The sequence below is a fragment of the Pseudomonas sivasensis genome (genome assembly GCF_013778505.1).
Taxonomy (GTDB): Bacteria; Pseudomonadota; Gammaproteobacteria; order Pseudomonadales; family Pseudomonadaceae; genus Aquipseudomonas; species Aquipseudomonas sivasensis.
Map to the genome: position 1 here is coordinate 59,137 of NZ_JAAOWU010000008.1, position 22,771 is coordinate 81,907.

Here is a 22,771-nt window from a genome sequence, read left to right on the forward strand (position 1 = left end):
TTAAACCGTAGGAACAACCCGAACTCTCGGACCACACAGGGAAGACTTCGCCTGTCAGAAGCCTCCCTACTTCTTATCCGAGAGATCAGTTTTCATGCCATCTACTTCCGCCGTCGTCGATCACACCTCCCGCGCCCAAGCACCTTTGCTGCATTCGCAAGCTGTGCAGCCTATTCAGCGTTTGCAGCAAGCACGCCCTGAAAATCAGAGCCCCCTAAGGCAGGAAAAATCGGAGGAACACGCCAACCTGGACGACCGAAAATCATTGCTGGATGCCTTGGGCAAAACCCTGAACAGCGCCTCCACTGATATGCCGGATCTTGATCTGACCCGCTTTGCAGTCTCGCCAGACTCTTCGATGGGTCGCGAACTTAAACTCATCAACCCGGCGCACGTCAGCTTGAACTGGTTTATCAAACACCAAGGCTGGATAGCCCCAACAAACAAAGAAGCGCTGCAGAATCTTTACGACGCAATCACCTACGCGCCCCCTCCACAACCCGCTCACCGGGACTATTGGGGAATGTTGTCGCGCGAGGTGCCCCTGACACTGGAGCAGCGTCAACGAATCAATGAGATTGTCGAGGGCTGGCTGGACAAAACCAAGGGCGGACTCATCGAGAACCTGGTGGGGCTTGCGACGACAGATGCACACACGCTTGACTCGTTATCCAAAATGACCGGTGTTCAAACCAGGATTGGGAGTACCACCCAAACCACGAAAACCTTCGGGCCCTACACCCAAACCGAAACATGCACCGAGTCCCCCCTATACGCCCAGACTTATCCCGCCTGGGTAATGGGCACTAGTCGGTCGTGCTCAAAGAAAATCACCGCTGAGCCACGCTACGCGTTGTATCGACTGCTGTTGGAGCCCAAAGCCATTGAGCTAGGCAAAAAGCTGGAGGCCGAACTCGGCGTCTTGCCCACAGTGACAAGTGCCGCTGAACTGGTCCTTAGCGCACTGGTGTTATCCGTGATGCCTCAGCTCCCCACCACACGCAACTTGATCGGCAATGATTTTGCCCTTGATGCGCCTGATCATTTACGCAAGTCACCAGAAGCCATCGTCGAAGCACTGGACCTCTACCTGCTGCGCACCCACCAACATCTGAAGGCCGATAACGTCCGCACAGTCAGCTACTTGATGCTGTCCCGTATCGCCCCACAGTTTCTAGTCAAAGACCTGCCTGACTCGTTGCTGTATGGAACCCATCAGTGGGCCACATTCAGCGCCGCTGTCTCACGCATCGAGCACTCCGCGCCTGGCACAAGCGCCACTATGAATTATCAACAAGTGATGAACTATGACGCGACGACACCGATCACGGAGCAGGACAAGACCTTCGCCACCATTGCTCTAAGAGACGCCTTAGTGGACTGGGCGATTACCAACGGTCGACTCGACAAGCGTGCCGATAACAACTATTCAGAGTCCGAGATACAGCAGGCACACCAGGATTTTCAACATCAGCCCTCATCTCTGGTCCGAGCGGGCCAACAATTGGCCACCCCCCTCCCAAACCGCGAACAGATTGCCCTGGATGACCTTAAACGGGTCTTTGGCAATCAAATCGATTTTACCCGCAAAGTGCTGCAAGCCACGCCGGACAATCTGGAGTCCGACAAGAACCATTTCTACAGCCTGCTGGACGTGCATATGTCGGGAAAACTCCAGGCAGGTATGTGGCGATCAATCAGTTCCGACTTTTCCATGGCCCCCATCGAGAAGGAACTCCATCGGCTTCATAGCATTGAGTGGCTGTTCACCCAGACATTCAACAACTACTACACAGACCTGCTGCAGGGCCACACCGCGGTGGTCCGAAACCTGCTCTCGCAGCTTCCAGAGGAACATCGAAGCAGCCTGCAATGGGGCGAGCAGAAATTTTATGCGTTGAGAAAAGCCGTTACCTCGCACTATGCCCACCTCATCCCCAAGGCCGAAAAAGAAGCCAGCAAAGGTCGACAAGGGTTCATCATTCGCTCCGAACACCAGTCAAAAGTCACCTACTATGAAGTCTTCCCACAGCAAGGGAAAATCCAGATCCGTACCGATCTTCCAGCAGAGTGGCCTGAAGGTATCAACACCAGGGCCGTGGGTAACGTGGAGAACAATATCCGGCAACCGTTTGATTGGGAGGCTTACAACAGTGGGACTCCCCCTCGCGAGAATGAATTTTCTGAGGTGGTGATCGAGCACATACCAACGCCGGATAAGTGGCAACGTAGCGCCAGCGACAAGACGCCCGACCTCTCCTTCCTCGGCGGAAAAAGTTTTGATCTGGCCAGGACAGCCGCGTCCAAACATCTGGCCTACGATGAGGAAACCCTGCGTCAACAGGCTAGTGGCGAAAGTGCCGTCGAATTAACAGAGCGCTATCAGAAGACCGGAGCGGCAGCGGTGCTGAGCTTGGTACCGTTTGCAAATACGTTGAAGCACGCGATCAATGGTGAAATAGCAGAAGCCTTCACCGGTTTTATTATCGACGGCGTATCGACCGCCATACCTGTTTCGCAACCACTTCGTGCATTCGCCCACAGCATCAAGTCCAGCAAAACCCTGTTTAACATGCTGAGAAAAGCCAGCCACTCTACAGATGATCTGGTCGGGTTGCTGGGCAGCGCAGGCAAGACAGCGAAACCCTTTTATTCCACCATTCCGTCGTTTGGCGGCTTGCGACCGACAAGCAATGGCCTGGTCCAGAGCTTGGGTGTCAGCACGGCGGTCAGGATCGGAAGAGCCGAGGGGGTGGAAGCCGCCGGTGGTGGTGCACGAACCCTGGCCAAAATCATCGACGAAAAGTGGTACCCCGTGGACGCAGCCTCCGGCAAGGCTTACGGCACCCCCATCGAAGGCTTTGCACCGGAGGGTGGCATTGGCTTTTTTGAGCGACCCGCTTCGCCACAACGCGATCCGGATACGCTGGCACAATATGAAGCCAACGTCATCAACGCTAAATACTCGGAAGCAACCAGCTTCCCGGAAGGTTTCAAACACCTGAGCCCCGATACGGTTCCTGGCTACAAGCCGTCCATGGGGGTACAGGAAATCGAGGACCTTATTGCAACGTCCAACTTTTCAACAGAGCAAATCGGCAGTCTTGTGCGCCAGCGAGAAAGACTTTTGTTGGCCCATACTCAACGCAGCGCACAGATATTCCAGCGTGAAGTCACCGCCGCCGGTGGAACCACCCGAGGCATGCCGCAAACGTATTACCTGAGCCAGACCAGCCCTGACATTGCCGGTGAATGTGCGGCCCTTTCCACCGCCATGGGCCTGGCGCTGCTCGAAGGCAATGAAGACACGCTGCTCGACAACCTGGTATTTGCCATGGCAAACCCGGAAGCTGAAAACTCAGCCAAATTCATCAGAAACCTTTCAAGCCTGCAGTCCACCGTCGGCAACGAGCTGGGATTTCATAGCAGTGCCGTGGGTAACCCGATTTCTTATAAGTCGATCATTAAAGAATTGAGCGAAGCCACTTCCTCAAAGACGCTGATGATCAGCAGCACTAACCATGGAATGCTTGCGGGCGTGAAGATCGACCCCACGGGCATCACCCCAAAGAGCTGGTTTTTTTACGACCCCAACTACGGCAAAGCGATATTCCCCACACAAGAATCAATGGCCAAGGGCCTGGAAAAGACCCTTAGCAACGGCATCACCGGCAAAAACCTCGATGCATTTGGTACGATCCTGACCGGAAAAAAATACAAAGTCAGTGCCTTTGATGCCGACGTGGTTGCCAGCAAATTCAATATCGATCGTGTCAGGGGATTAACCCAGCCTATCTGATAAAAACCCGTCTATTTGCGCACGGCCAGGCAAAAGGTTTTCAACACCATGGCCGTCGCGCAGGGCATATGACTTGATTGGGAGAACCACGGCCTTTGGGCCCGGCCTCCATACAATTATTCAATTAATGGCGCTAGAATCAGCGCCATTCTTGCACCCGCCCCCCTGACACGAGCCCCTCCATGAGCTTTGATTTCGACACGATCCACCCTCGCCTCGGCACCGGCAGCACCAAGTGGAACCGCTACCCGGCCGACGTGCTGCCAATGTGGATCGCCGACATGGACATCGCAGCGCCGCCCGCCTTGCTGCAAGCCCTGCACGAGCGCCTGGACCAACAGATTCTCGGCTACAGCGTGGCCGGCCCGGATGTGCGTGAAGCCATCGTGGCCGACCTGTGGGCAAAGTACGCCTGGCGCGTGCAGCCCGAAGAGTTGCTGTTTTTGCCCGGCGTCGAACCCGGTTTCAATATGGCGCTGCATGCCTTTGTAAAACCGGACCAGCCGGTGGTACTGCAAACCCCAAATTATCGTCCGATTCGCCTGGCGCCAGGCAACTGGAACCTACCGCGCATCGAAGTGCCGTTCCAATCGACCGACGGTGAATACATCACCCCAATGCCCGCCATGCGCGAAGCACTGACCGGCGCCGGCGCCTTGCTGTTGAGCAACCCGCACAACCCCATCGGCAAGGTTTTCCCCCGCGAAGAGCTGCTGGCCTTGGCCACTGCCTGTCTGGAAAACGATGCGTTGATCATCAGCGACGAAATCCACGCAGAACTGTGCTTCGACGGTCGTCGCCACATCCCCACCGCAAGCCTCAGCCCCGAGATTGCCCAGCGCACCATCACGCTGATGTCGGCGAGCAAGGCCTACAACGTGGCCGGCTTGAAGACCTGCTTTGCCGTGATCCAGAACGCCGAGATCCGCGAGCGCTTCAACCAGGCCCGCTGCGGCATGGTCGACAGCGTCAGCCCCCTAGGCCTGGAAGCCACCCGCGCGGCCTACAGCCAGTGCGGCCAATGGCTGGATGCATTGAAGCAGTACCTGCAAGCCAACCGCGATTACCTGCTCGACGCCGTGCAAACGCGCTTGCCGGGCGTGGTGATGCATGCGCCGCAAGGCACCTTCCTTGCTTGGCTCGATTGCAGCGCCCTGGGCATGGATGACCCGCAGCAGTTTTTCCTGGAACAGGCCAAGGTCGGGTTGAGTGCGGGTATCGAATTCGGGGATGACAGCCAGCAGTTCGTGCGCCTGAACTTCGGTTGCCCGAGGGCGATGCTGGAAGAGGGTCTGCAGCGCATGGAGCGCAGTTTGCGCAACCGCTGAAGCGCGCAAAAAATGGCCCCCGCTGCAAAGGCGGGGGCTGGCGTTTACAACTTGGCGATAGACACTTCAGTGGACTTCACGAAGGCAATCACTTCGCTGCCCACTTTCAATTCCAGGTCACGCACCGAACGGGTGGTGATGACGGACGTCACGATGCCGGACGCGGTTTGCACGTCGATTTCCGACACCACTTCGCCCAGCAGAATCTCTTTGATCACGCCCTTGAATTGGTTGCGCACGTTGATCGCTTTAATGGTCATGTCGGGTTTCCTTTTGGCTGTTGGGTCAATCCGCACGAATGCGCAGGCCCTCAAAGTGCGCTATCCGAGAGAACATTAAAAGGAATATATAACTCTTTATTTATTCCATAAAAACATATGAAAACTGTTGCTCAGGAAACATCGGTTCAACAATTTGCCACCTCCTGCAACAACCGCACATGCCCCTGACCCGGTAAATCCGGGCTCCTGCCCGATGGCACAGAGACTGCATATTCCTGTAAAGCATGATTGAGCGCACCCAATCAGTTTTCTGAATATAAGAAAAACCTTCTCTCAACGCCTTGTCCGGAGCTGTTCCATGAAACCCTTCACCCAACGTCTACTCGGCGCCTGCGCCCTCGCCTTATGCCTGCAACCGCAGGTATTCGCGGCCGAAACCGACCCCGCCGAAGTCAACCTCGACTACGCCTACTACTCGCCGGTCAGCCTGGTGCTCAAGCACTTCGGCTGGCTGGAACAGGCCCTGCCCCACAGCAAGGTCAGCTGGGTACTGAGCCAAGGCAGCAACCGGTCCCTGGAATACCTCAACAGCGGCGGCGTGGATTTCGCGTCGTCCGCCAGCTTGTCCGCCGTACTGAGCCGGGCCAACGGCAGCCCGATCAAATCGGTGTATGTTTACAGCCGCGCGGAATGGACCGCACTGGTGGTGCGCAAGGACTCGCCACTCAACAGCGTCAACGACCTCAAGGGCAAGAAAATCGCCGCCACCAAAGGCACCGACCCTTACCTGTTCACCCTGCGCAGTCTGCAACAGGCCGGGCTGAAAAAAGACGACGTGGAGTTGGTGCACCTGCAACACCCGGACGGCCGCACCGCTCTGGAAAAGGGTGACGTGGACGCCTGGGCCGGTCTCGATCCACACATGGCCGCCAGTCAAATCCAGGCCGGTTCGCGCCTGCTTTACCGCAACAAGGACTTCAACAGCTATGGCGTGGTGAGCGTCACCGAGAAGTTCGCCAAGGCGCACCCACAGACCATCACCAAGGTGTTGGGCGCTTATGAAAAAGCGCGTGACTGGGCAGTGAAGCACCCGGATGAATTCGCCAAGTTGCTGGCCGACGAATCCGGGCTGCCATTGGAAGTGGCCAAGCTGCAATTGTCGCGCACTGACCTGAGCACGCCGTTGTTGAGCGCCAAGGATGTGCAGTCTTCCAAGGCGGCGGCGCCGATTCTGGTGTCCGAGGAATTGGTGCGCCGTGGGGTGAATGTGGACCAGGTGATCGATCAACTGATCGACCCTTCGTTTGGCCAAACTCTGCCGCAGCAGTAAGGGGCGTTTGATGAGCAGCAAAAGCCAAGCATTGCCCCTGCCGGTACCCGTGGTCAGCCAGCGCAGCGCCTGGCCACGGCGGTTAAAAGGTCTGGTCTTGCCGGTGCTGATCCTCTTGATCCTGGAAGTGGTCGTACGGGTGGGCTGGCTGCCTTCCTACCAGATGCCTGCGCCCAGCGAGATCGCCGTGACCCTCACCGACCTGGCCGAAGGCGTGTTGTGGAAACACATCAGCGCCAGCCTCGCACGGGTGCTGCTGGGCTTTGCCATCGGCGCTAGCCTGGCCCTGGTGTTCGCCGCCTGGGTCGGTTTGAGCCGTGAAGCCGAAGCCTACCTGGAGCCGACCTTTGCCGGCCTGCGTTCGATCCCGAGCCTAGCCTGGGTACCCCTGTTGCTGCTGTGGCTGGGCATCGATGAAACCTCCAAGGTTGTGCTGATTGCCATTGGCGCGTTTTTCCCGGTGTACCTCAATGGCGTCGCGGCGATTCGCGACATCGACCGTAAGCTGGTGGAAGTCGGGCAAATGTACGGTTTCAGTCGCCGCCGCCTGGTGCGGCGCGTCCTGTTGCCCGCCGCCCTGCCCGGCCTGTTCACCGGACTGCGCAGTGGTTTGAGCCTGGCGTGGATGTTCCTCGTGGCGGCCGAGCTGATAGCGGCGACTAAAGGTTTGGGTTACCTGCTCAGCGATGGGCGGGAAACCTCGCGACCCGACATTGTGCTGGCCGCCATTATCGTGTTGGCGCTGCTGGGCAAGATCAGCGACGGCCTGCTCGCGGCGCTGGAGAAACGCTGCCTCGCCTGGCGCGACACCTTCACTGGCCAAGGAGCGGAACAATGAGTGCGCCGTCGTTATTGGACATCCATGTGGTGCGTAAAAGCTTCGCCAGCACCACCGTATTGAAAGACGTGCGCCTGGCCTTGCAGCCTCGCGAAGCGGTAAGCCTGCTGGGTCCCAGTGGCTGCGGCAAAAGTACCTTGCTGCGGATCGTCGCCGGTTTGGAAACGGACTTCCAGGGCGAACTGCGCAGCCCCGACGGCCAAGTGGCCTTTGTGTTCCAGGAACCGCGGCTGATGCCATGGCTCACGGTAGAACAGAACATCGGCTTCAGTGATGACAACCACTACGACAAAGCCTGGGTCTCACAGTTGATCGAGGAAGTCGGCCTTAAGGGCTTCGCCCAGGCGCTACCCAAAGCGTTGTCAGGTGGGATGGCGCAGCGGGTGGCGATCGCTCGCGGCCTGTATTCACGCCCCCAGGTGTTGTTGCTGGATGAGCCGTTCAGCGCGGTGGATGCCTTCACCCGCATGAAACTGCAGGACTTGCTGCTGCAACTGGCGGCGCATCACGCCATCGCTTTATTACTGGTGACCCATGATGTGGACGAGGCGCTGTACCTGAGTGACCGGGTGCTGGTGATGGACAACCGGCCCAGCAGCATTCGCCAGGAACTGGCGGTCGACTTGCCGCACCCGAGGGATCGGCGTGACCCGCTGCTGGCGCAGCTCAAGGCGCTGGCCTTGACCGAGTTGCAGCGGGCCCATGTGATCTGAGGACTACTCGTAACCCGAGACGAGCGAGGTTTTCATGGCCCACAGGTTGTTGTGGCGAGCCCGCTCGCCACAACGCGCATCACGCCTTGCGCAGGCTCACCCAATAACGCGTTCGGTATTGCACGTCCAGCGCCAGGGTCGAGGCCAGCAGGTTGAGAATGCGGTCGGTGTCATCCAGGCGGAAACTGCCGGTCACCCGTAGCGTTTCCAGGCGCGGCTCCCAGCGCAACACGCCAGGGCGATAGCGCTCCAGCTCACGAAGGAAGTCCCCCAGTGGCTGGTTCTGCGCGGTCAGTACACCGTCGCGCCAGCCCAGTTGCAGCACATCAAACAACGCCCGGGCACCCAGGCCGCCGGCCTTGAACGGCGCTTGCTGGCCTGCTTGCAAGGTCGCCATCTGGCCGCTCAGGTCGCGCACCTGAACCGTGCCCTTGAGCACCGAGACCAGACAACCGGACGCCAGTTGCCGTATGCACACGTCAGCGTGACTGACGAGCAATTGGCCGTAGCGGGTTTGCACCGTCATCGCCGCCGCGCCCGGCACCGTCAGCGCCAGTTCACCGTCGACCAAGCTGACCCGTCGCTGGGCCATATCTACGTCTACCGCCGTGGCGGTGTTGAGTTGCAGGCTGGCACCATCGGCCAGCGGCAGGCGCTTGCGCTCGCCAGTAGCGGTACGCAGGTCGGCACGCCAAGTGTCGATGGGTAATTGCCGGCTGATCAGCCACGCCGTCGGCAACAGTGCCGCCACACCCAACGCACGCTTGAGCACCGCACGCCGTCCAAGTTGCGGGCGGTCGAGGCTGGCCATGGCCAGAGCCTGGGGCAAAGCGCTGAAGCGTTGGCGCAGGGATTGGGCTTTCTGCCAAGTCTGTTCATGCTGGGGATGGCTGTCGCGCCAGTGCTGCAGCGCGGCATGATCACGCTCGGTGGCGGCGCCGGACTCCAGCAGCGCCAGCCACTGGGCAGCAGCGCGGGCGACGTCGCGGCTCAAAGCTCCACCAGCAGGCAATGTTCATACGCCTGGGCCATGTAGCGCTTGATCGTGCGTTCGGACACCTCAAGCCGTTCGGCAATCTCGCGATACCCCAGACCCTCCAACTGGCTCCATAGAAAGGCGCGGCGTACAAGCACCGGCAAGCCATCGAGCAACTCATCCAGGGCTTGCAGGGTTTCCAGCATCAGCCAGCGCTGTTCGGGGGACGGCACGCAAGCTTCGGGCAAGCTGGCCAGGGCGTTCAGATACGCCTGTTCCAGGCTGCGGCGCTGATGGAAGTTCACCAGCAGGCGCTTACCGACCGTCACCAGGTACGCCCGCGGCTCCTGCATCTGTGCAATCGGCTGCGCACTGGCCAGTACGCGCAGAAACGTATCCTGGCTCAGGTCGGCCGCATCCCAGGCATTGCCCAGGCGCCGCCGCAGCCAGCTTTCCAGCCAACTGCGATGGTCGCGGTATAGGCTCGATAGCGTCAGTTCGGGGGCGTGCGTGGGGACAACAGCATCATTCATGGCAACAACCTGCACGGCGCGATTGAGTCTCAAATGAGATTCATTCTATTTAATATCGTGCCGGGACACCATGATCTTTTCAACCTCGCGTTTACAGCATCGCCGCCCTCTGCCGCAGCAGGTCAATAAACAAGCCCAGTTCGCGGCTCACCCCCTCGCCCTTGCGCAACAAGATGCCAAACGGCGCCAGCCGCACGTCCAGGGCCACCGGCAGCGCGACCACCAGGCCCATTTTCAGATAATCACGCAAGGCACTTTCCGACAGCACCATCACCGCGTCCGTCAGTTGGATCAACTGCTGCATGGAGTACACCGAGCTGCATTCGATGATGTCCGCCGGGCTTGGCAGCGCCAGGTCTTGCAGGGCCTGGTCGAAACCGATGCGCGCCGGGCTTGTTTGCGGTTGCAGGATCCACGGCCAGTCGCGCACCAGCTCTGCCAGGGATAGCCGGCCGCGTCGGACCAATGGGTGGCCGGCATGCACCACCACCAGCAGGCGCTCGTTGCCCAGGGGTTCGAAGCTGTAGTGCTCGCTGTCGGTGGCGGCGGTGCGCCGGGAGATGGCCAGGTCGATGCGCCCCTGCTCCAGCAGTTGGATCACCTGGTCGCTGGTGTCGCCCATGATGCGGATACGCAGTTGCGGATTGAGCGCCTTGATCTGCGCAATGCAGTCCATCACCAAGTCCGGCGCGGCGCCCATGATGGTGCCGATGGACAAGTAGCCATACCCGCCCTGCTGGCGCGCCATCAGGTCTTCGGCGCAACGGTCGAGGCCACTCAGCGCCGACTCGGCAAAGTTGATCAGTTGCTGGCCCAGCGCCGTTGGCCGCATCCCCCGTGGCAAGCGCTCGAACAGGTCGCAGCCGAACATATCTTCAATCTCGCGCAGCATGCGCGTGGCCGCCGGTTGCGACATGTTCAGGGCCTGGGATGCACGGTGCAGGTTCTGACTGGAACTGAGCGCTACCAGCATATGCAGATGCTTGTAGCGCAGGCGGTTGAACAAGCTGCGGGAGAGGACGGGACTACTCATAAATTCCTTATTACCGATACCCTGAGGGTATCACTTGTAAGCGAGATTCGATTTGTAGCGTATTGCTCGGCCGCCGTACAGTCCGTTCCATAAGAACAAAACAACGGACTCCATCATGAAAACCCTGCCCGCGCCCCTGCTCGCCAAGATTTCCTGGCGACTGCTGCCCTTCCTGCTACTGATGTACATCATGGCGTTTCTTGACCGTGCCAACGTCGGCTTTGCCAAACAGGCCTTCCAGGCCGATACCGGCTTGAGCGATGCCGCGTTTGCCTTCGGCGCCGGTGTGTTCTTCGTCGGCTACGCGCTGCTGGAAGTGCCGAGCAACCTGATCCTGCACCGTGTCGGCGCCCGTCTGTGGATGTGCCGCATCATGGTCAGTTGGGGCCTGATTTCGGCGGCGATGGTGTTTGCCCATAACGAAACCAGCTTCTACGTGCTGCGTTTTTTGTTGGGCGTGGCCGAAGCCGGATTCTTCCCCGGCGTGATCCTCTATCTCACCTACTGGTTCCCCCAGGCCGTGCGCGGCAAGGCCATGGGCTTCTTTTACTTCGGCGCCCCCCTGGCATTCATTGTCGGCAGTCCGTTGTCCGGCCTGCTGCTGGAGATGGACGGTTTCGGCGGTATTCACGGCTGGCAATGGCTGTTCGCCGTGGAAGGCTTGATGGCCAGCGCCGTGGGGATCTGGGCCTACTGGTACCTGGACAACCGCCCCGCCGACGCCAAGTGGCTGAGTGTGGATGAACGCCAGCAAATCCAGACCTTGCTGGACACGGAAGACCAACACAAAACCTCCCACGGCCGCAGCCTGCTCAACGTGCTGTGCCAGCCGTCGGTGCTGTACCTGTGCCTGGTGTATTTGCTGATCCAGGCCAGCGTGTACGGCGTGGTGTTTTACCTGCCAACCCAAGTGGGCGGCCTGCTCGGCACCAAGGTCGGCTTGATGGTTGGGCTGGTCTCGGCGATTCCCTGGATCTGCGCACTGTTTGCCGCCTGGTGGATTCCCGGTTATTCCGACCGCACCGGCGAACGCCGCCGCACCGCTTGCCTGACCTTATTGATGGCCGCCGCCGGCATTGCTTGCTCGGTGACCTTCGCCAACCCGCTGCTGGGCATGCTCGCCTTGTGCTTTGCCGCCTCGGGTTTTATCGCGGTGCAGCCGGTGTTCTGGACCTTTCCTTCCAGCTACCTGGCCGGCAGTGCCGCTGCTGCGGGCATTGCGCTGATCAACTCATTCGGTGCCCTCGGCGGCTTCATCGCGCCGGTCATCAAGCACTGGGCCGAAGGCGCCTTCCATTCTCCGGCAGCCGGTTTGTACCTGCTGTCCGCCACCACGGTACTGGCTGCATTGCTGGTACTGGGCATCCATTCACCCGGCCGCACTGCATCGAACACGCAGGCCACTGTTTAACGTCAGGAGTCACACCATGGGTCATCTCACCATCAAACACGTGCGCGCCTTTGTATTGCGAGGCGGCGGCGCCGATTACCACGACCAGGCCGACGGCCACTGGATCGACGATCACATCTCGACGCCCATGAGCAAATACCCCGAGTACCGCCAGAGCCGCCGCAGTTTCGGCATCAACGTACTCGGCACGCTGGTGGTGGAGATCGAAGCCAGCGACGGCACTGTCGGGTTTGCCGTGACCACTGGCGGCGAACCGGCGGCGTATATCGTCGAGAAACACCTGGCGCGCTTTATCGAAGGCGCCCGCGTCACTGATATCGAAAAGATCTGGGACCAGATGTACCAGTCCACCCTCTACTACGGTCGCAAGGGCCTGGTGATCAACACCCTTTCCGGCGTCGATCTGGCGTTGTGGGACTTGCTCGGCAAAATCCGCCAGGAGCCCGTGCATCAGTTGCTCGGCGGTGCGGTACGCGACGAATTGCAGTTCTACGCCACCGGCGCCCGCCCGGACTTGGCGCAGAAGATGGGTTTTATCGGCGGCAAGATGCCCCTGCACCACGGCCCCAGCGAAGGCGAAGAAGGCCTGCGCAAAAACCTCGAACAATTGGCCGACATGCGCGAAAGGGTCGGCCCGGACTTCTGGCTGATGCTCGATTGCTGGATGAGCCTGGACCTCAACTACGCGACCAAACTCGCCATCGGTGCCCATGAACACGGGCTCAAATGGATCGAAGAAGCCCTGAGCCCGGACGATTACTGGGGCTACGCAGCCCTGCGCAACAATGTGCCCAAGGGCATGCTGGTGACGACCGGCGAACACGAAGCCACTCGTTGGGGCTTCCGCATGCTGCTGGAAATGGGCTGCTGCGACATTATCCAGCCGGATGTCGGCTGGTGCGGCGGCCTCACCGAGCTGGTGAAAATCTCGGCCTTGGCCGATGCCCATAATGCGATGGTCGTGCCCCACGGCTCGTCGGTGTACAGCTACCACTTCGTCGCCACCCGCCATAACAGCCCGTTCGCCGAATTCCTGATGATGGCGCCGAAGGCCGATGAAGTGGTGCCGATGTTCCACCCGCAACTGCTCGGCGAACCGGTGCCGGTGAATGGCCGCATGCGCTTGTCGGTGCTCGACAAGCCCGGTTTCGGCGTAGACCTGAACCCGGATTGCCAACTGCACCGTCCGTACAATCGCTGAGGAAAACGCCATGAATATGCCCCGTAATGGCTTCAAGGCTGCCCTGGCCAAGGACGCCACCCAATACGGCATCTGGGCCGGTTTCGCCACCGGCTACGCCGCCGAGATCGTCGCTGGCCTCGGTTATGACTGGATGCTGATCGACGGTGAACACGCGCCCAATACCGTGCCCAGCGTGCTCAACCAACTGCAGACGGTGGCGCCCTACGCTACCGCGCCGGTGGTACGCGCGGTGAATGGCGATGCCAGTCTGATCAAGCAACTGCTCGACGTCGGCGCCCAGACGCTGATGATCCCCATGGTGGAAACCGCCGAACAGGCTCAAGCCCTGGTGCGCGCCATGCGTTACCCACCCCATGGCATTCGCGGCGTCGGCGGCGGTTTGACCCGCGCCACACGCTGGGATGGTGTGGCGAACTACCTGCAAACCGCCCACGAGGAGCTGTGCCTGATCGTCCAAGTGGAATCACGCCTGGGCGTGGAAAACGTCGCAGCCATTGCCGCCGTGGAAGGCGTGGACGCGGTGTTTATCGGCCCCGCCGACCTCTCCATCGGCCTCGGCCACGCCGGTAACCCCGGCCATCCCGAAGTTCAGGAACGCATCAAATACGCGGTGAACGCCACCCTCGCCGCCGGCAAAGTCAGCGGCATCCTGGCGCCCAACGAAGACGACGCTCGCCGTTACCAAGCCTGGGGTTGCCGTTTTATCGCAGTGGCCATCGACATCAGCCTGTTACGCCAGAGCGCGTTGGCCACCCTCGCCCGCTATCGCCCGGTTGCCGACGCGCCCACACCATCACGTACTTACTGAGGAGCTGCCCATGTCATCCGTTCCCGTGTACCAGAACTTCATCAATGGCCGCTTCGTCCCCAGCGAAGCCCATCTGGATGTACTCAATCCGGCCAGCGGCGCCTTGCTGTCCAAGGTGCCCGCCTCTACCGCCGCTGACGTCGACCAAGCCCTCGCTGCGGCGCGCGGTGCGCAAAAAGCGTGGGCGCGCAAGCCGGCCATCGAACGCGCCGGGCACTTGCGCCGCATCGCCGCCAAGCTGCGGGAAAACGTCGCGCACCTGGCGCGCACCATCACCCTGGAACAGGGCAAGGTCACTGGCCTGGCCGAAGTCGAAGTGAATTTCACCGCCGACTACCTCGACTACATGGCCGAATGGGCGCGGCGCATTGAAGGCGAGATCATCACCAGCGATCGGCCCAACGAAAACATCTTCCTGTTCCGCAAACCCTTGGGCGTAGTGGCGGGCATCCTGCCGTGGAATTTCCCGTTCTTCTTGATCGCCCGAAAACTGGCCCCGGCGTTGCTCACCGGCAACACCATCGTGATCAAGCCCAGCGAAGAAACCCCGAACAACTGCTTTGAGTTCGCCAAGCTGGTGGCCGAGACCGACCTGCCCGCCGGTGTGTTCAACGTGGTCTGCGGCGACGGCCAGGTCGGCGGCGCACTCACCGCCCATAAAGGCGTGGACATGATCAGCTTCACCGGTAGCGTCGCCACCGGTTCGCGCATCATGGCCGCCGCTGCGCCAAACATCACCAAGCTCAACCTGGAACTGGGCGGCAAGGCTCCGGCCATCGTGCTGGCAGACGCCGACCTGGAGCTGGCAGTTAAAGCCATTCGCGACTCGCGCATCATCAATACCGGGCAAGTGTGCAACTGCGCGGAGCGGGTATACGTGGAGCGCAAGGTCGCCGACCCGTTCATCGAGCGCATCAGCGCGGCCATGTCAGCCACGCGCTACGGCGACCCGATGGCCATGGCCGACGCGGAAATGGGCCCACTGATCAACCGCCAGGGCCTGGAAAACGTCAACCGTAAGGTGCGCACCGCACTGAGCCAGGGTGCCACGCTGATCAGCGGCGGACAGATTGCCGACCTCGGCGCGGGCTTTCACTTCCAGCCGACGGTATTGGCCGGGTGCCGCGCCGACATGGAGATCATGCGCGAAGAAATTTTTGGCCCGGTGCTGCCGATCCAGATTGTCGACGACCTCGACGAAGCCATCGCCATGGCCAATGACTGCGACTACGGCCTGACCTCATCGATCTACACCCGCGACCTTGGCAAGGCCATGCACGCGGTGCGCGAGATCGACTTTGGTGAAACCTACGTCAACCGCGAAAATTTCGAGGCCATGCAGGGCTTCCATGCCGGGGTGCGTAAATCCGGGATCGGCGGCGCCGATGGTAAGCATGGCCTGTACGAATACACCCATACCCATGTGGTGTACCTACAGAGCTGAGGTGGTGAAGCGGGCCAGTGCGCGTTAGCGTGCTGGCCCTTCCTGAGAAAATCCCACAAGGATTGCGCAATGCCTCTGATGCCTTACAGCGGCCCCATCATCGATAGCCACTTGCACCTGTTCGACCCGCGTCGCCCCCAAGGCATTCCGTGGCCCGAGCCGGGCAATCAACTGTATGCCGCCCATTTACCGAGCGATTATTGGGCCTTGGCCAGCTCACACAATGTGGTCGGCGCCATTGCTGTGGAAGCCAGCCCATGGCGTGACGACAACCGCTGGTTGCTCGAAACCCTACGCAGCGACCCGCGTATGCTCGGGTTCGTTGGCAATCTGGACCCACTGCACGCCGACTTCGCCGCCGACCTCGATGCCTTGGCGCAAGAGCCGCTGTTCCTCGGCTTGCGCTACGGCAACCTGTGGGACCGCGACCTGCTGCAAGACCAGACGCGCCCCGGTTTTATCGACGGTCTGCGCCAACTGGCCGCCTGTGGTCGGGGCCTGGACAGCGCCAACCCGAACCCGCGTTTGATCAAGGGTTTGTTGCACCTCAGCGATACGCTGCCCGAGCTGCGCATCATCGTCGACCACTTGCCCAATGCTCAGGTACCGGCCGGTGAAGAGGCGGCGTATCACGCCGACCTGTTGCGCCTGGCGCAGCGGCCGAACGTGTTCGCCAAACTCGCGGAAATCCCACAGCTCGGCCCCCAAGGTCTGATCGTCGATACGGCGTTCTACAACGACCGCCTGGCGGTGTTGTGGGAGGCGTTTGGTGACGAGCGCTGCTTCTTCGGCAGCGACTGGCCCAACAGCGATCACCTGGCCGATTTCGCCACCACCCTGGGGCTCGTAAAAAGCTGCATGGCGGACAAATCCGAGGCGGTGCAAGGCCAGTTTTTTCTGCACAACGCAGTGCGTATCTACACCCCGACCCATGGAGCGCCGTGATGCAGACCCGTGCCTTTCGCATGAACCTCAACCCGGGCCAGGCCGATGAATATCGCCGACGCCACGACGAAATCTGGCCGGAACTGGCCCAAGCCCTGCTGGACGCCGGCGTGGTGGACTACCGGATTTTTTTTGACGAGCCCGCCAACACGCTGTTCGCCGTCCTCACCCATGAAGACGCCCACGGCCTGGATGAGCTGCCCGGCACCGCGCTGATGCAACGCTGGTGGACTTACATGCAGGACATCATGCCCAGCCACGCGGATGCCTCGCCGATCAGTGTCGACCTGCTGCCCATGTTCCACCTGGCCCGCCCCTGATCTAACTGACCCACACAACAATAAAAAGGATTCGACTACGTGGAAATCATTCTCCTCGGTGTGATTCTGCACTTCATCGGCGGCTTCGCCTCCGGCAGTTTTTACATCCCCTACAAGAAGGTCCGCGGCTGGGCCTGGGAAAGTTATTGGATCACCGGCGGCCTGGTGTCCTGGTTGATCGTGCCGCTGATCGCCGCGCAACTGACGGTGCCGGGCTGGGTGGACATTCTGCGCAATGCCGACACCAGCACGCTGTTGTGGACCTATATGTTCGGCGTGTTGTGGGGCATCGGCGGGCTGACCTTCGGCCTGACCATGCGCTACCTGGGCCTGTCCTTGGGCATGTCGCTGATCATGGGCCTCACCTCGGCCCTCGGAGCGTTGATGCCGGCGCTGTACCGCGACCTGTTCACCGATGCAACCGAAGGCACCTTGACCTCGATGCTGGCCTCCCAGGGCGGGCATTGGGTGTTATGGGGCGTGGCGGTGTCACTGGTCGGTATCGCAGTGTGCGGCAAGGCTGGATTGATCAAGGAACGGGAAGTGTCCCAGGCGGTGAAGTTCGCCAGTGTCAGCGAATTTTCCCTGGGCAAGGGCATGCTGGTGGCAGTGATTTCCGGGGTGCTCAGCGCCTGTTTCAGCTACGGCATTTCTGCCGGACGCCCGCTGGCCGCCGCGGCGGTGGAACATGGCGCCAACAGCCTGTTCCAGAACAACGTGACCTTTATGGTGATCATGTGGGGCGGCCTGACCACCAACGGCATCTGGTGCCTGTGGCTGAACTGGCGCAACCGTACCTTTCATAACTACACCGATCGCAGCACGCCGCTGCTGGGCAACTACCTGCTGGTGGCCATCGCCGGCACGCTGTGGTTCTTGCAGTTTTTCTTCTACGGCATGGGCGAAAGCCGCCTGCAGAACGACGCCAGTTCCTGGGTGCTGCACATGTCATTCATCATCATCGTGTCCAACTGCTGGGGCCTGTATTTCCGTGAATGGCACGGCACCAGCGCCGCTAACAAGGGCGTACTGGTGGCCGGGATCGCGGTGATCCTCGGCGCCATCGCCATGGTCGGTTACGGCAATTACCTCGGCTGATGCCGCTAATTTTTGAAGGAGTGTTTTTATGTTGCTTGCAGACAAAACCGTGATCATCACCGGCGCCTCCCGTGGCATCGGCCGCGCCGCCGCCCGTGAATGTGCGCGCCAGGGCGCCCGTGTGGTCATCGGCCACAGCGGCAGTAGCCAAGGCACCGAGGCGGCGTATTCGCTGATTGAAGAGATCAAGGCGTTTGGCGGCAAGGCCGTTGAAGTGGGAGGCGATGCGGCCGACCCGGACACCGGCGACAAGCTGGTGGCCGGCGCCGTGCAAGCCTTCGGCAGTGTCGACGTGTTCGTCAACAACGCCGGCATCTGCCCGTTCCACTCGTTCCTGGATATGCCCCGCGAGGTCTATCTGAAAACCGTCAACACCAACCTCAACGGCGCCTACTTCGCCGTGCAGGCGGCGGCCAACCAAATGAAAAACCAGGGCCGTGGCGGCGCGATCATTGCCGTCAGCTCCATCAGCGCGCTGGTCGGCGGCGGCATGCAAACCCACTACACGCCGACCAAGGCTGGCCTGCATTCGTTGATGCAGTCCTGCGCAATTGCACTGGGGCCCTATGGCATTCGCTGCAACTCGGTACTGCCGGGGACCATTGCCACCGACATCAACAAGGAAGACCTGGCCGACGAGGAAAAGCTCGCCTACATGACCTCGCGCACGCCGCTGGGTCGCTTGGGCGAACCGGATGATGTGGCAGGGCCGATCGTGTTCCTCGCCTCGGACATGGCGCGCTATGTGACCGGCGCCTCGTTGCTGGTGGATGGCGGGTTGTTCGTTAACCTCCAGTAAAACCGCACTCTCAAACACCCAAGAACCAATGTGGGAAGGGACTTGCTCCCTCCCACAGGGGGTCTCTGTGTGCCTGAAATTTGTGTTGTACCTGATAAAAACAACAATCCCAGGAGTACTTCCATGCGCACCACCCTCCCCCTGGCCCTGCTCTGCAGCGCCATGTCCACCTGTGCCTTCAGCGCCGGCCTGCTCGATCCCAACTCCCCGGCCATGCTCGGCGACTGGAGCGGCCTGCGCCCCCAATTGGCCGAACAAGGCTACGACTTCACCCTCAAATACGTCGGCGAAGTCGGCTCCAACCTGGGCGGTGGCTACAACTCCCACACCACCGCGCGCTGGAGCGACCAGTTGATCCTGGGCGTGAACATGGACCTGCAAAAACTCCTCGGCTGGCAGGACGCGACCTTTCGCATCGGCATCGACGAGCGCCATGGCAAGGACATCACCAACGACCGCGTGCACCAACCCAACGCCACGGGCCTGACGTCCACCATGGAAGTGTTCGGCGGCGGCAACGCCTGGCGGCTGTCGCAGTTCTGGTACGAGCAAAAGTTCTTCAACCGGAAATTCGCCCTCAAACTCGGTCGCTTTGGCCATGGTGAAGACTTCGATCAGTTCCCCTGCGAATTCCAGAACGTCACCCTGTGCGGTTCCCAGGAAGGTAACTGGAACGGCGTGTGGAACAGCTTCCCGATCAGCCAGTGGGCAGTGCGCGCCAAGTACCAATTCACCGATGAGTTCGCCATGCAGGTCGGCGCCTACGATAAGAACCCTGGCAACGCCGAGGCCAGCAATGGCTTCAAACCGTTTATCAGCGGCTCCCAGGGCACCAGTTTCCCTATCGAAGCCATCTGGAAAGGTCAGATCCAAGGCCTGAATTCGGAGTACCACGCCGGTTACTACTACGCCAACGCCGACACCAAGGACATGCTCAAGGACGCCGACGGGAACTACGCTGCCAGCTCGAAAAAGCCCTATCGGATGTATTCCAGCAACAGCGGCTGGTGGCTGTCGGGACAGCAACAATTGACCACCGTCGACGGCAACAGCGCGCGCGGGCTCAACGTATTCGCCAACCTGACGGTGAATGACCCGGACAAAAGCGTGATCAAGAACCTGATCCAAGTCGGCCTGATCTACCGTGGCCCGTTCGATTCACGCCCGAACGACACCATCGGCCTTGGCGCGTCGAAGTTGCAGGTCAGCGACCGCTATACCCGCAACACGCAGACGCTCAACGCGGCCAATGGCGTCAGCGATATCGACGATCCGCTTTACGTGCCCGAGCAGCGCCGCGAGTACAGCTACGAGATCAACTATGGCGTGCAGGCGACCCAATGGCTGATGGTGCGGCCTAACCTGCAATACGTGAAATACCCCGGCGGGCTCACACAAACCCGCGGCGCGGTGGTCGGTGGCGTGCAGTTTATTGTTGATTTCTAGATACCCGTGCCAGCGCGCCCCTCAAAGACCGCGCTGGCGAAGCCATTGCAAAAAGCCCTTCTTGACCGGTACCACTGGCGCGTCTTGGGTCAGCACCTGAGCGGCGTGCAAGCGGAAATCCAACAGGGTTTTCATGGCGTCGGCGATGTCGTGCCGCGCGTCCAGGCACGGCGTCAGGTACGCCTTCTCGATGCGGTACAACGTGCAGAACGTCTTGGCGGTGAAGTCCGCCAAGGCCGCTTGCTCAGTCAGAATCCCCGCTTCGCCGATCACCTCGCCGGGGCCCATGCGCCCGGCTTCGAACGCGTGGCCGCCCTTGATCAGCATCACCGACACCACACCCGACTCGACGATAAACAAATGATCGCTGACCTCCCCCGCCGGCAGGATCATCTCGCCGGCGCGATAGGTGTGCAGGGTCATGTTCTGGCTGAAGATGTCCTTTTCCTCCTGGCGCAAAGTGGAGAAAATCGACGAACTGTCCAACAGTGCCCGCGCCGGAGAGGTCGGCACTGGGGTCGCGCTTTCGACGGCGGACAACAGGCTCACGCCCGCTGCCTGCAGGTGCCGGAACGCCAAGTCGTAGAGTTGGTTGCGCACTTCGCGCTTGAGGGTCATGGTCGGCACGAACCCGCTGATTTCATACTCCACGCCGCCACTGGCGGAAGTCTTGAACGCCACACTCGGCGCCGGTTTGGCCAGCAGCGGACGGCAACCCTGCATGGCCCGCTCCAGCGCTTCGATCACCGTTTGCGGCCGTGCATGGGGGCTGACCTGCAGGCTGACCGCCAGGCCAAACATATCGGCCGGGCGCGAAAAGTTGATGATCTTGGCCTTTGCCGCCAGGGAGTTGGGAATCACCGCCATGCTGCCCTGGGAGGTTTGCAGGCGCGTGGCGCGCCAGTCGATGTCCGTGACCCGGCCTTCAGTGCCGTCGATGGAAATCCAGTCATCCAGTTGATAGGGCTTGGTGGTATTGAGCACGATCCCGGAAAACACATCACTCAAGGTGCTTTGCAACGCCAGGCCGACAATGATCGCCACCGCGCCGGACGTGGCCAACACGCCCTTGACCGGCAGATCGAGCACATAGGCCAGCGCGGCAATGATCGCGATCAGGAAAATCACCGCGCCCATCAGATCCTGCAACAGCCGCCCGGTGTGGCCAACCCGCTGCATCATCAACGCACCGAGCAACACCGTCAGCGTACGCGCCGCGAACAACCACCAACCAATCTGCAACGCCGTGGCGGCCATGTGCAACGCGGTGTTGTCGGCGTAGGGCGCGACGAGCATGGGGTTCATGCCGTCGTTGAACAGCACGGCACTGAAGACTGCAAAGATCACCAACCGCGCTGCGAGTTTCCAATTAGCCAGGTTGGCGGAGATAAGTCGCCACACGGCGATGTCGATAAGGATCAGCGCCAGGGCGCACAGCATCGGGTGATCGGAGATAAATGAGGGCATCCAGGCGACTCCAGGGCGAATGACGGGAAGATCGCATGAATTGAGAACACTGGAAAACAAAATGTAGAAGCCGGCTTGCCAGCGAAAGTATCGACTCGGTGTGCCAGGGACACCACGGTGATGCTATCGCCGGCAAGCCGGCTCCTACCCTTTTGTTTACGGCTAACTGTCAGGCATGCATCTGCCCAAATTTACCCGATTGGAAATCCGCAAACGCCTGATGAATCTCCTGCTCGGTGTTCATCACAAACGGCCCGTGCCCGACGATGGGCTCGTCAATCGGTTCGCCGCTGAGCAGCAGCACCTTGGCGGCGTCGTTGGACTCCAGGACCAGTTGCGTGCCATCGCGCTCAAACAACGCCAGTTGGCCTTGGCGCGCGACTTCTTCGCCATTGACCAGCACAGTGCCGCGCAGGATCACCAGGGCGGTGTTGCGCCCGGCGTGCAAGTCCAGGGTCACGGGCTTGCCGGCGTTAAGACGCAGGTCCCACACGTCAATCGGCGTGAAGGTGCGTGCGGGCCCTTTGGCGCCGTCGAACGCTCCGGCGATCAGGCGCAGGTGCCCGGCGTCATGGGGCAGCGCAAGCACGGGAATATCGCCATCGACAATGGTCTGGTAACCGGCGTCGGCCATTTTGTCCTTGGCGGGCAAGTTAACCCACAGTTGCACCATCTCCAGCGCGCCGCCTTTACGGGCGAACGCTTCGGAGTGGAATTCTTCATGGAGAATGCCTTTTGCGGCCGTCATCCATTGCACATCGCCGGGGCCGATGGTGCCGCCTGCGCCGGTTGAATCACGGTGCTCGACTTCACCGTCGTAGACGATGGTCACGGTTTCAAAGCCGCGATGGGGGTGTTGGCCTACGCCGCGACGTTGTTCGGTGGGGGAAAATTCGGCCGGGCCGGCGTGGTCCAGCAGCAGGAATGGGCTGATGTGTTTGCCCAGGTTGTCGTAGGAAAACAGTGTGCGCACCGGGAAACCGTCGCCGACCCAATGGGCGCGAGGGCTGGTGTAGATGCCGATGAGTTTTTTCATGGTGATCCTCCAAAGTGCATAC

Annotated in this window: 20 protein-coding genes; 14 read left to right on the forward strand and 6 right to left on the reverse strand. The window is 60.6% G+C overall.

The window, feature by feature from the left end; translation table 11 throughout:
* Positions 1-94 precede the first annotated feature (94 nt).
* The gene (locus tag G9Q84_RS15330; RefSeq protein ID WP_181643640.1) at positions 95-3,799 is read left to right on the forward strand and encodes a hypothetical protein; all 3,705 of its coding nucleotides are present in this window, start codon (positions 95-97) and stop codon (positions 3,797-3,799) included.
* 182 nt (positions 3,800-3,981) lie between these two features.
* Positions 3,982-5,127, forward strand: coding sequence for a MalY/PatB family protein (locus G9Q84_RS15335; RefSeq protein ID WP_181643641.1), 1,146 nt, complete (start codon positions 3,982-3,984; stop codon positions 5,125-5,127).
* 44 nt (positions 5,128-5,171) lie between these two features.
* Here G9Q84_RS15335 and G9Q84_RS15340 read toward each other — a convergent pair whose 3' ends face one another.
* Positions 5,172-5,387, reverse strand: a complete 216-nt coding sequence (locus G9Q84_RS15340; protein ID WP_003173733.1) for a TOBE domain-containing protein — start codon at positions 5,385-5,387, stop codon at positions 5,172-5,174.
* 319 nt (positions 5,388-5,706) lie between these two features.
* On the opposite strand from G9Q84_RS15340, the gene G9Q84_RS15345 reads away from it, so the two are divergent.
* The 3 genes from G9Q84_RS15345 to G9Q84_RS15355 are packed head-to-tail and all read left to right on the forward strand — an operon-like array spanning position 5,707 to position 8,229.
* Positions 5,707-6,678 carry an aliphatic sulfonate ABC transporter substrate-binding protein gene (locus G9Q84_RS15345; RefSeq protein ID WP_095184988.1) on the forward strand — a complete coding sequence of 324 codons (972 nt, stop codon included), beginning with the start codon at positions 5,707-5,709 and terminating at the stop codon, positions 6,676-6,678.
* Positions 6,679-6,688: 10 nt separating this feature from the next.
* Positions 6,689-7,516 (forward strand): ABC transporter permease, encoded by an 828-nt coding sequence (locus tag G9Q84_RS15350; protein ID WP_122754012.1) that lies wholly within the window; start codon positions 6,689-6,691, stop codon positions 7,514-7,516.
* Complete coding sequence (locus G9Q84_RS15355) at positions 7,513-8,229, forward strand: ABC transporter ATP-binding protein (protein WP_095184990.1); 717 nt, start codon at positions 7,513-7,515, stop codon at positions 8,227-8,229. Before G9Q84_RS15350 ends, G9Q84_RS15355 begins: the two co-directional genes overlap by 4 nt.
* A gap of 79 nt (positions 8,230-8,308) precedes the next feature.
* Here G9Q84_RS15355 and G9Q84_RS15360 read toward each other — a convergent pair whose 3' ends face one another.
* The 3 genes from G9Q84_RS15360 to G9Q84_RS15370 all read right to left on the reverse strand — a co-directional run bounded on the left by G9Q84_RS15360 (position 8,309) and on the right by G9Q84_RS15370 (position 10,771).
* Positions 8,309-9,223, reverse strand: coding sequence for a FecR domain-containing protein (locus tag G9Q84_RS15360; protein ID WP_181643642.1), 915 nt, complete (start codon positions 9,221-9,223; stop codon positions 8,309-8,311).
* Positions 9,220-9,738 (reverse strand): sigma-70 family RNA polymerase sigma factor, encoded by a 519-nt coding sequence (locus G9Q84_RS15365; protein ID WP_122681659.1) that lies wholly within the window; start codon positions 9,736-9,738, stop codon positions 9,220-9,222. Before G9Q84_RS15365 ends, G9Q84_RS15360 begins: the two co-directional genes overlap by 4 nt.
* Positions 9,739-9,829: 91 nt before the next feature.
* Positions 9,830-10,771: a LysR family transcriptional regulator gene (locus G9Q84_RS15370; protein ID WP_032891124.1), complete on the reverse strand. Its 942-nt coding sequence runs from the start codon at positions 10,769-10,771 to the stop codon at positions 9,830-9,832.
* A 115-nt stretch (positions 10,772-10,886) separates the two neighbouring features.
* Here G9Q84_RS15370 and G9Q84_RS15375 point away from each other — a divergent pair, with 115 nt between their 5' ends.
* The 9 genes from G9Q84_RS15375 to G9Q84_RS15415 all read left to right on the forward strand — a co-directional run bounded on the left by G9Q84_RS15375 (position 10,887) and on the right by G9Q84_RS15415 (position 20,246).
* Positions 10,887-12,182, forward strand: coding sequence for an MFS transporter (locus G9Q84_RS15375; RefSeq protein WP_099602831.1), 1,296 nt, complete (start codon positions 10,887-10,889; stop codon positions 12,180-12,182).
* Positions 12,183-12,198: 16 nt separating this feature from the next.
* Positions 12,199-13,383: an L-rhamnonate dehydratase gene (rhmD, locus tag G9Q84_RS15380; RefSeq protein WP_095184994.1), complete on the forward strand. Its 1,185-nt coding sequence runs from the start codon at positions 12,199-12,201 to the stop codon at positions 13,381-13,383.
* A 10-nt stretch (positions 13,384-13,393) separates the two neighbouring features.
* Positions 13,394-14,194: an aldolase/citrate lyase family protein gene (locus G9Q84_RS15385; protein ID WP_181643643.1), complete on the forward strand. Its 801-nt coding sequence runs from the start codon at positions 13,394-13,396 to the stop codon at positions 14,192-14,194.
* Between the two features lie 10 nt (positions 14,195-14,204).
* A complete protein-coding gene (gene aldA / locus G9Q84_RS15390) occupies positions 14,205-15,638 on the forward strand; it encodes an aldehyde dehydrogenase (RefSeq protein WP_032891120.1) in 1,434 nt (477 codons plus the stop codon).
* A 69-nt stretch (positions 15,639-15,707) separates the two neighbouring features.
* Positions 15,708-16,583, forward strand: a complete 876-nt coding sequence (locus G9Q84_RS15395; protein WP_122754017.1) for an amidohydrolase family protein — start codon at positions 15,708-15,710, stop codon at positions 16,581-16,583.
* On the forward strand, positions 16,583-16,903 hold the full coding sequence (rhaM, locus tag G9Q84_RS15400; protein WP_177326465.1) for an L-rhamnose mutarotase: 321 nt from the start codon (positions 16,583-16,585) through the stop codon (positions 16,901-16,903). The genes G9Q84_RS15395 and rhaM overlap by 1 nt, the downstream gene beginning before the upstream one ends.
* Before the next feature lie 39 nt (positions 16,904-16,942).
* Positions 16,943-18,001 (forward strand): L-rhamnose/proton symporter RhaT, encoded by a 1,059-nt coding sequence (rhaT, locus tag G9Q84_RS15405; protein WP_032891118.1) that lies wholly within the window; start codon positions 16,943-16,945, stop codon positions 17,999-18,001.
* Between the two features lie 28 nt (positions 18,002-18,029).
* Complete coding sequence (locus tag G9Q84_RS15410) at positions 18,030-18,800, forward strand: L-rhamnose 1-dehydrogenase Lra1 (protein WP_181643644.1); 771 nt, start codon at positions 18,030-18,032, stop codon at positions 18,798-18,800.
* Positions 18,801-18,923: 123 nt separating this feature from the next.
* Positions 18,924-20,246, forward strand: coding sequence for a carbohydrate porin (locus tag G9Q84_RS15415; protein ID WP_181643645.1), 1,323 nt, complete (start codon positions 18,924-18,926; stop codon positions 20,244-20,246).
* 21 nt (positions 20,247-20,267) lie between these two features.
* On the opposite strand, the gene G9Q84_RS15420 is transcribed toward G9Q84_RS15415, so the two are convergent.
* Both G9Q84_RS15420 and G9Q84_RS15425 read right to left on the reverse strand, forming a co-directional pair.
* Positions 20,268-21,713 carry a mechanosensitive ion channel family protein gene (locus tag G9Q84_RS15420; protein ID WP_181643646.1) on the reverse strand — a complete coding sequence of 482 codons (1,446 nt, stop codon included), beginning with the start codon at positions 21,711-21,713 and terminating at the stop codon, positions 20,268-20,270.
* 169 nt (positions 21,714-21,882) lie between these two features.
* Positions 21,883-22,749, reverse strand: coding sequence for a pirin family protein (locus tag G9Q84_RS15425; RefSeq protein WP_032891114.1), 867 nt, complete (start codon positions 22,747-22,749; stop codon positions 21,883-21,885).
* Between the last annotated feature and the right edge of the window lie 22 nt (positions 22,750-22,771).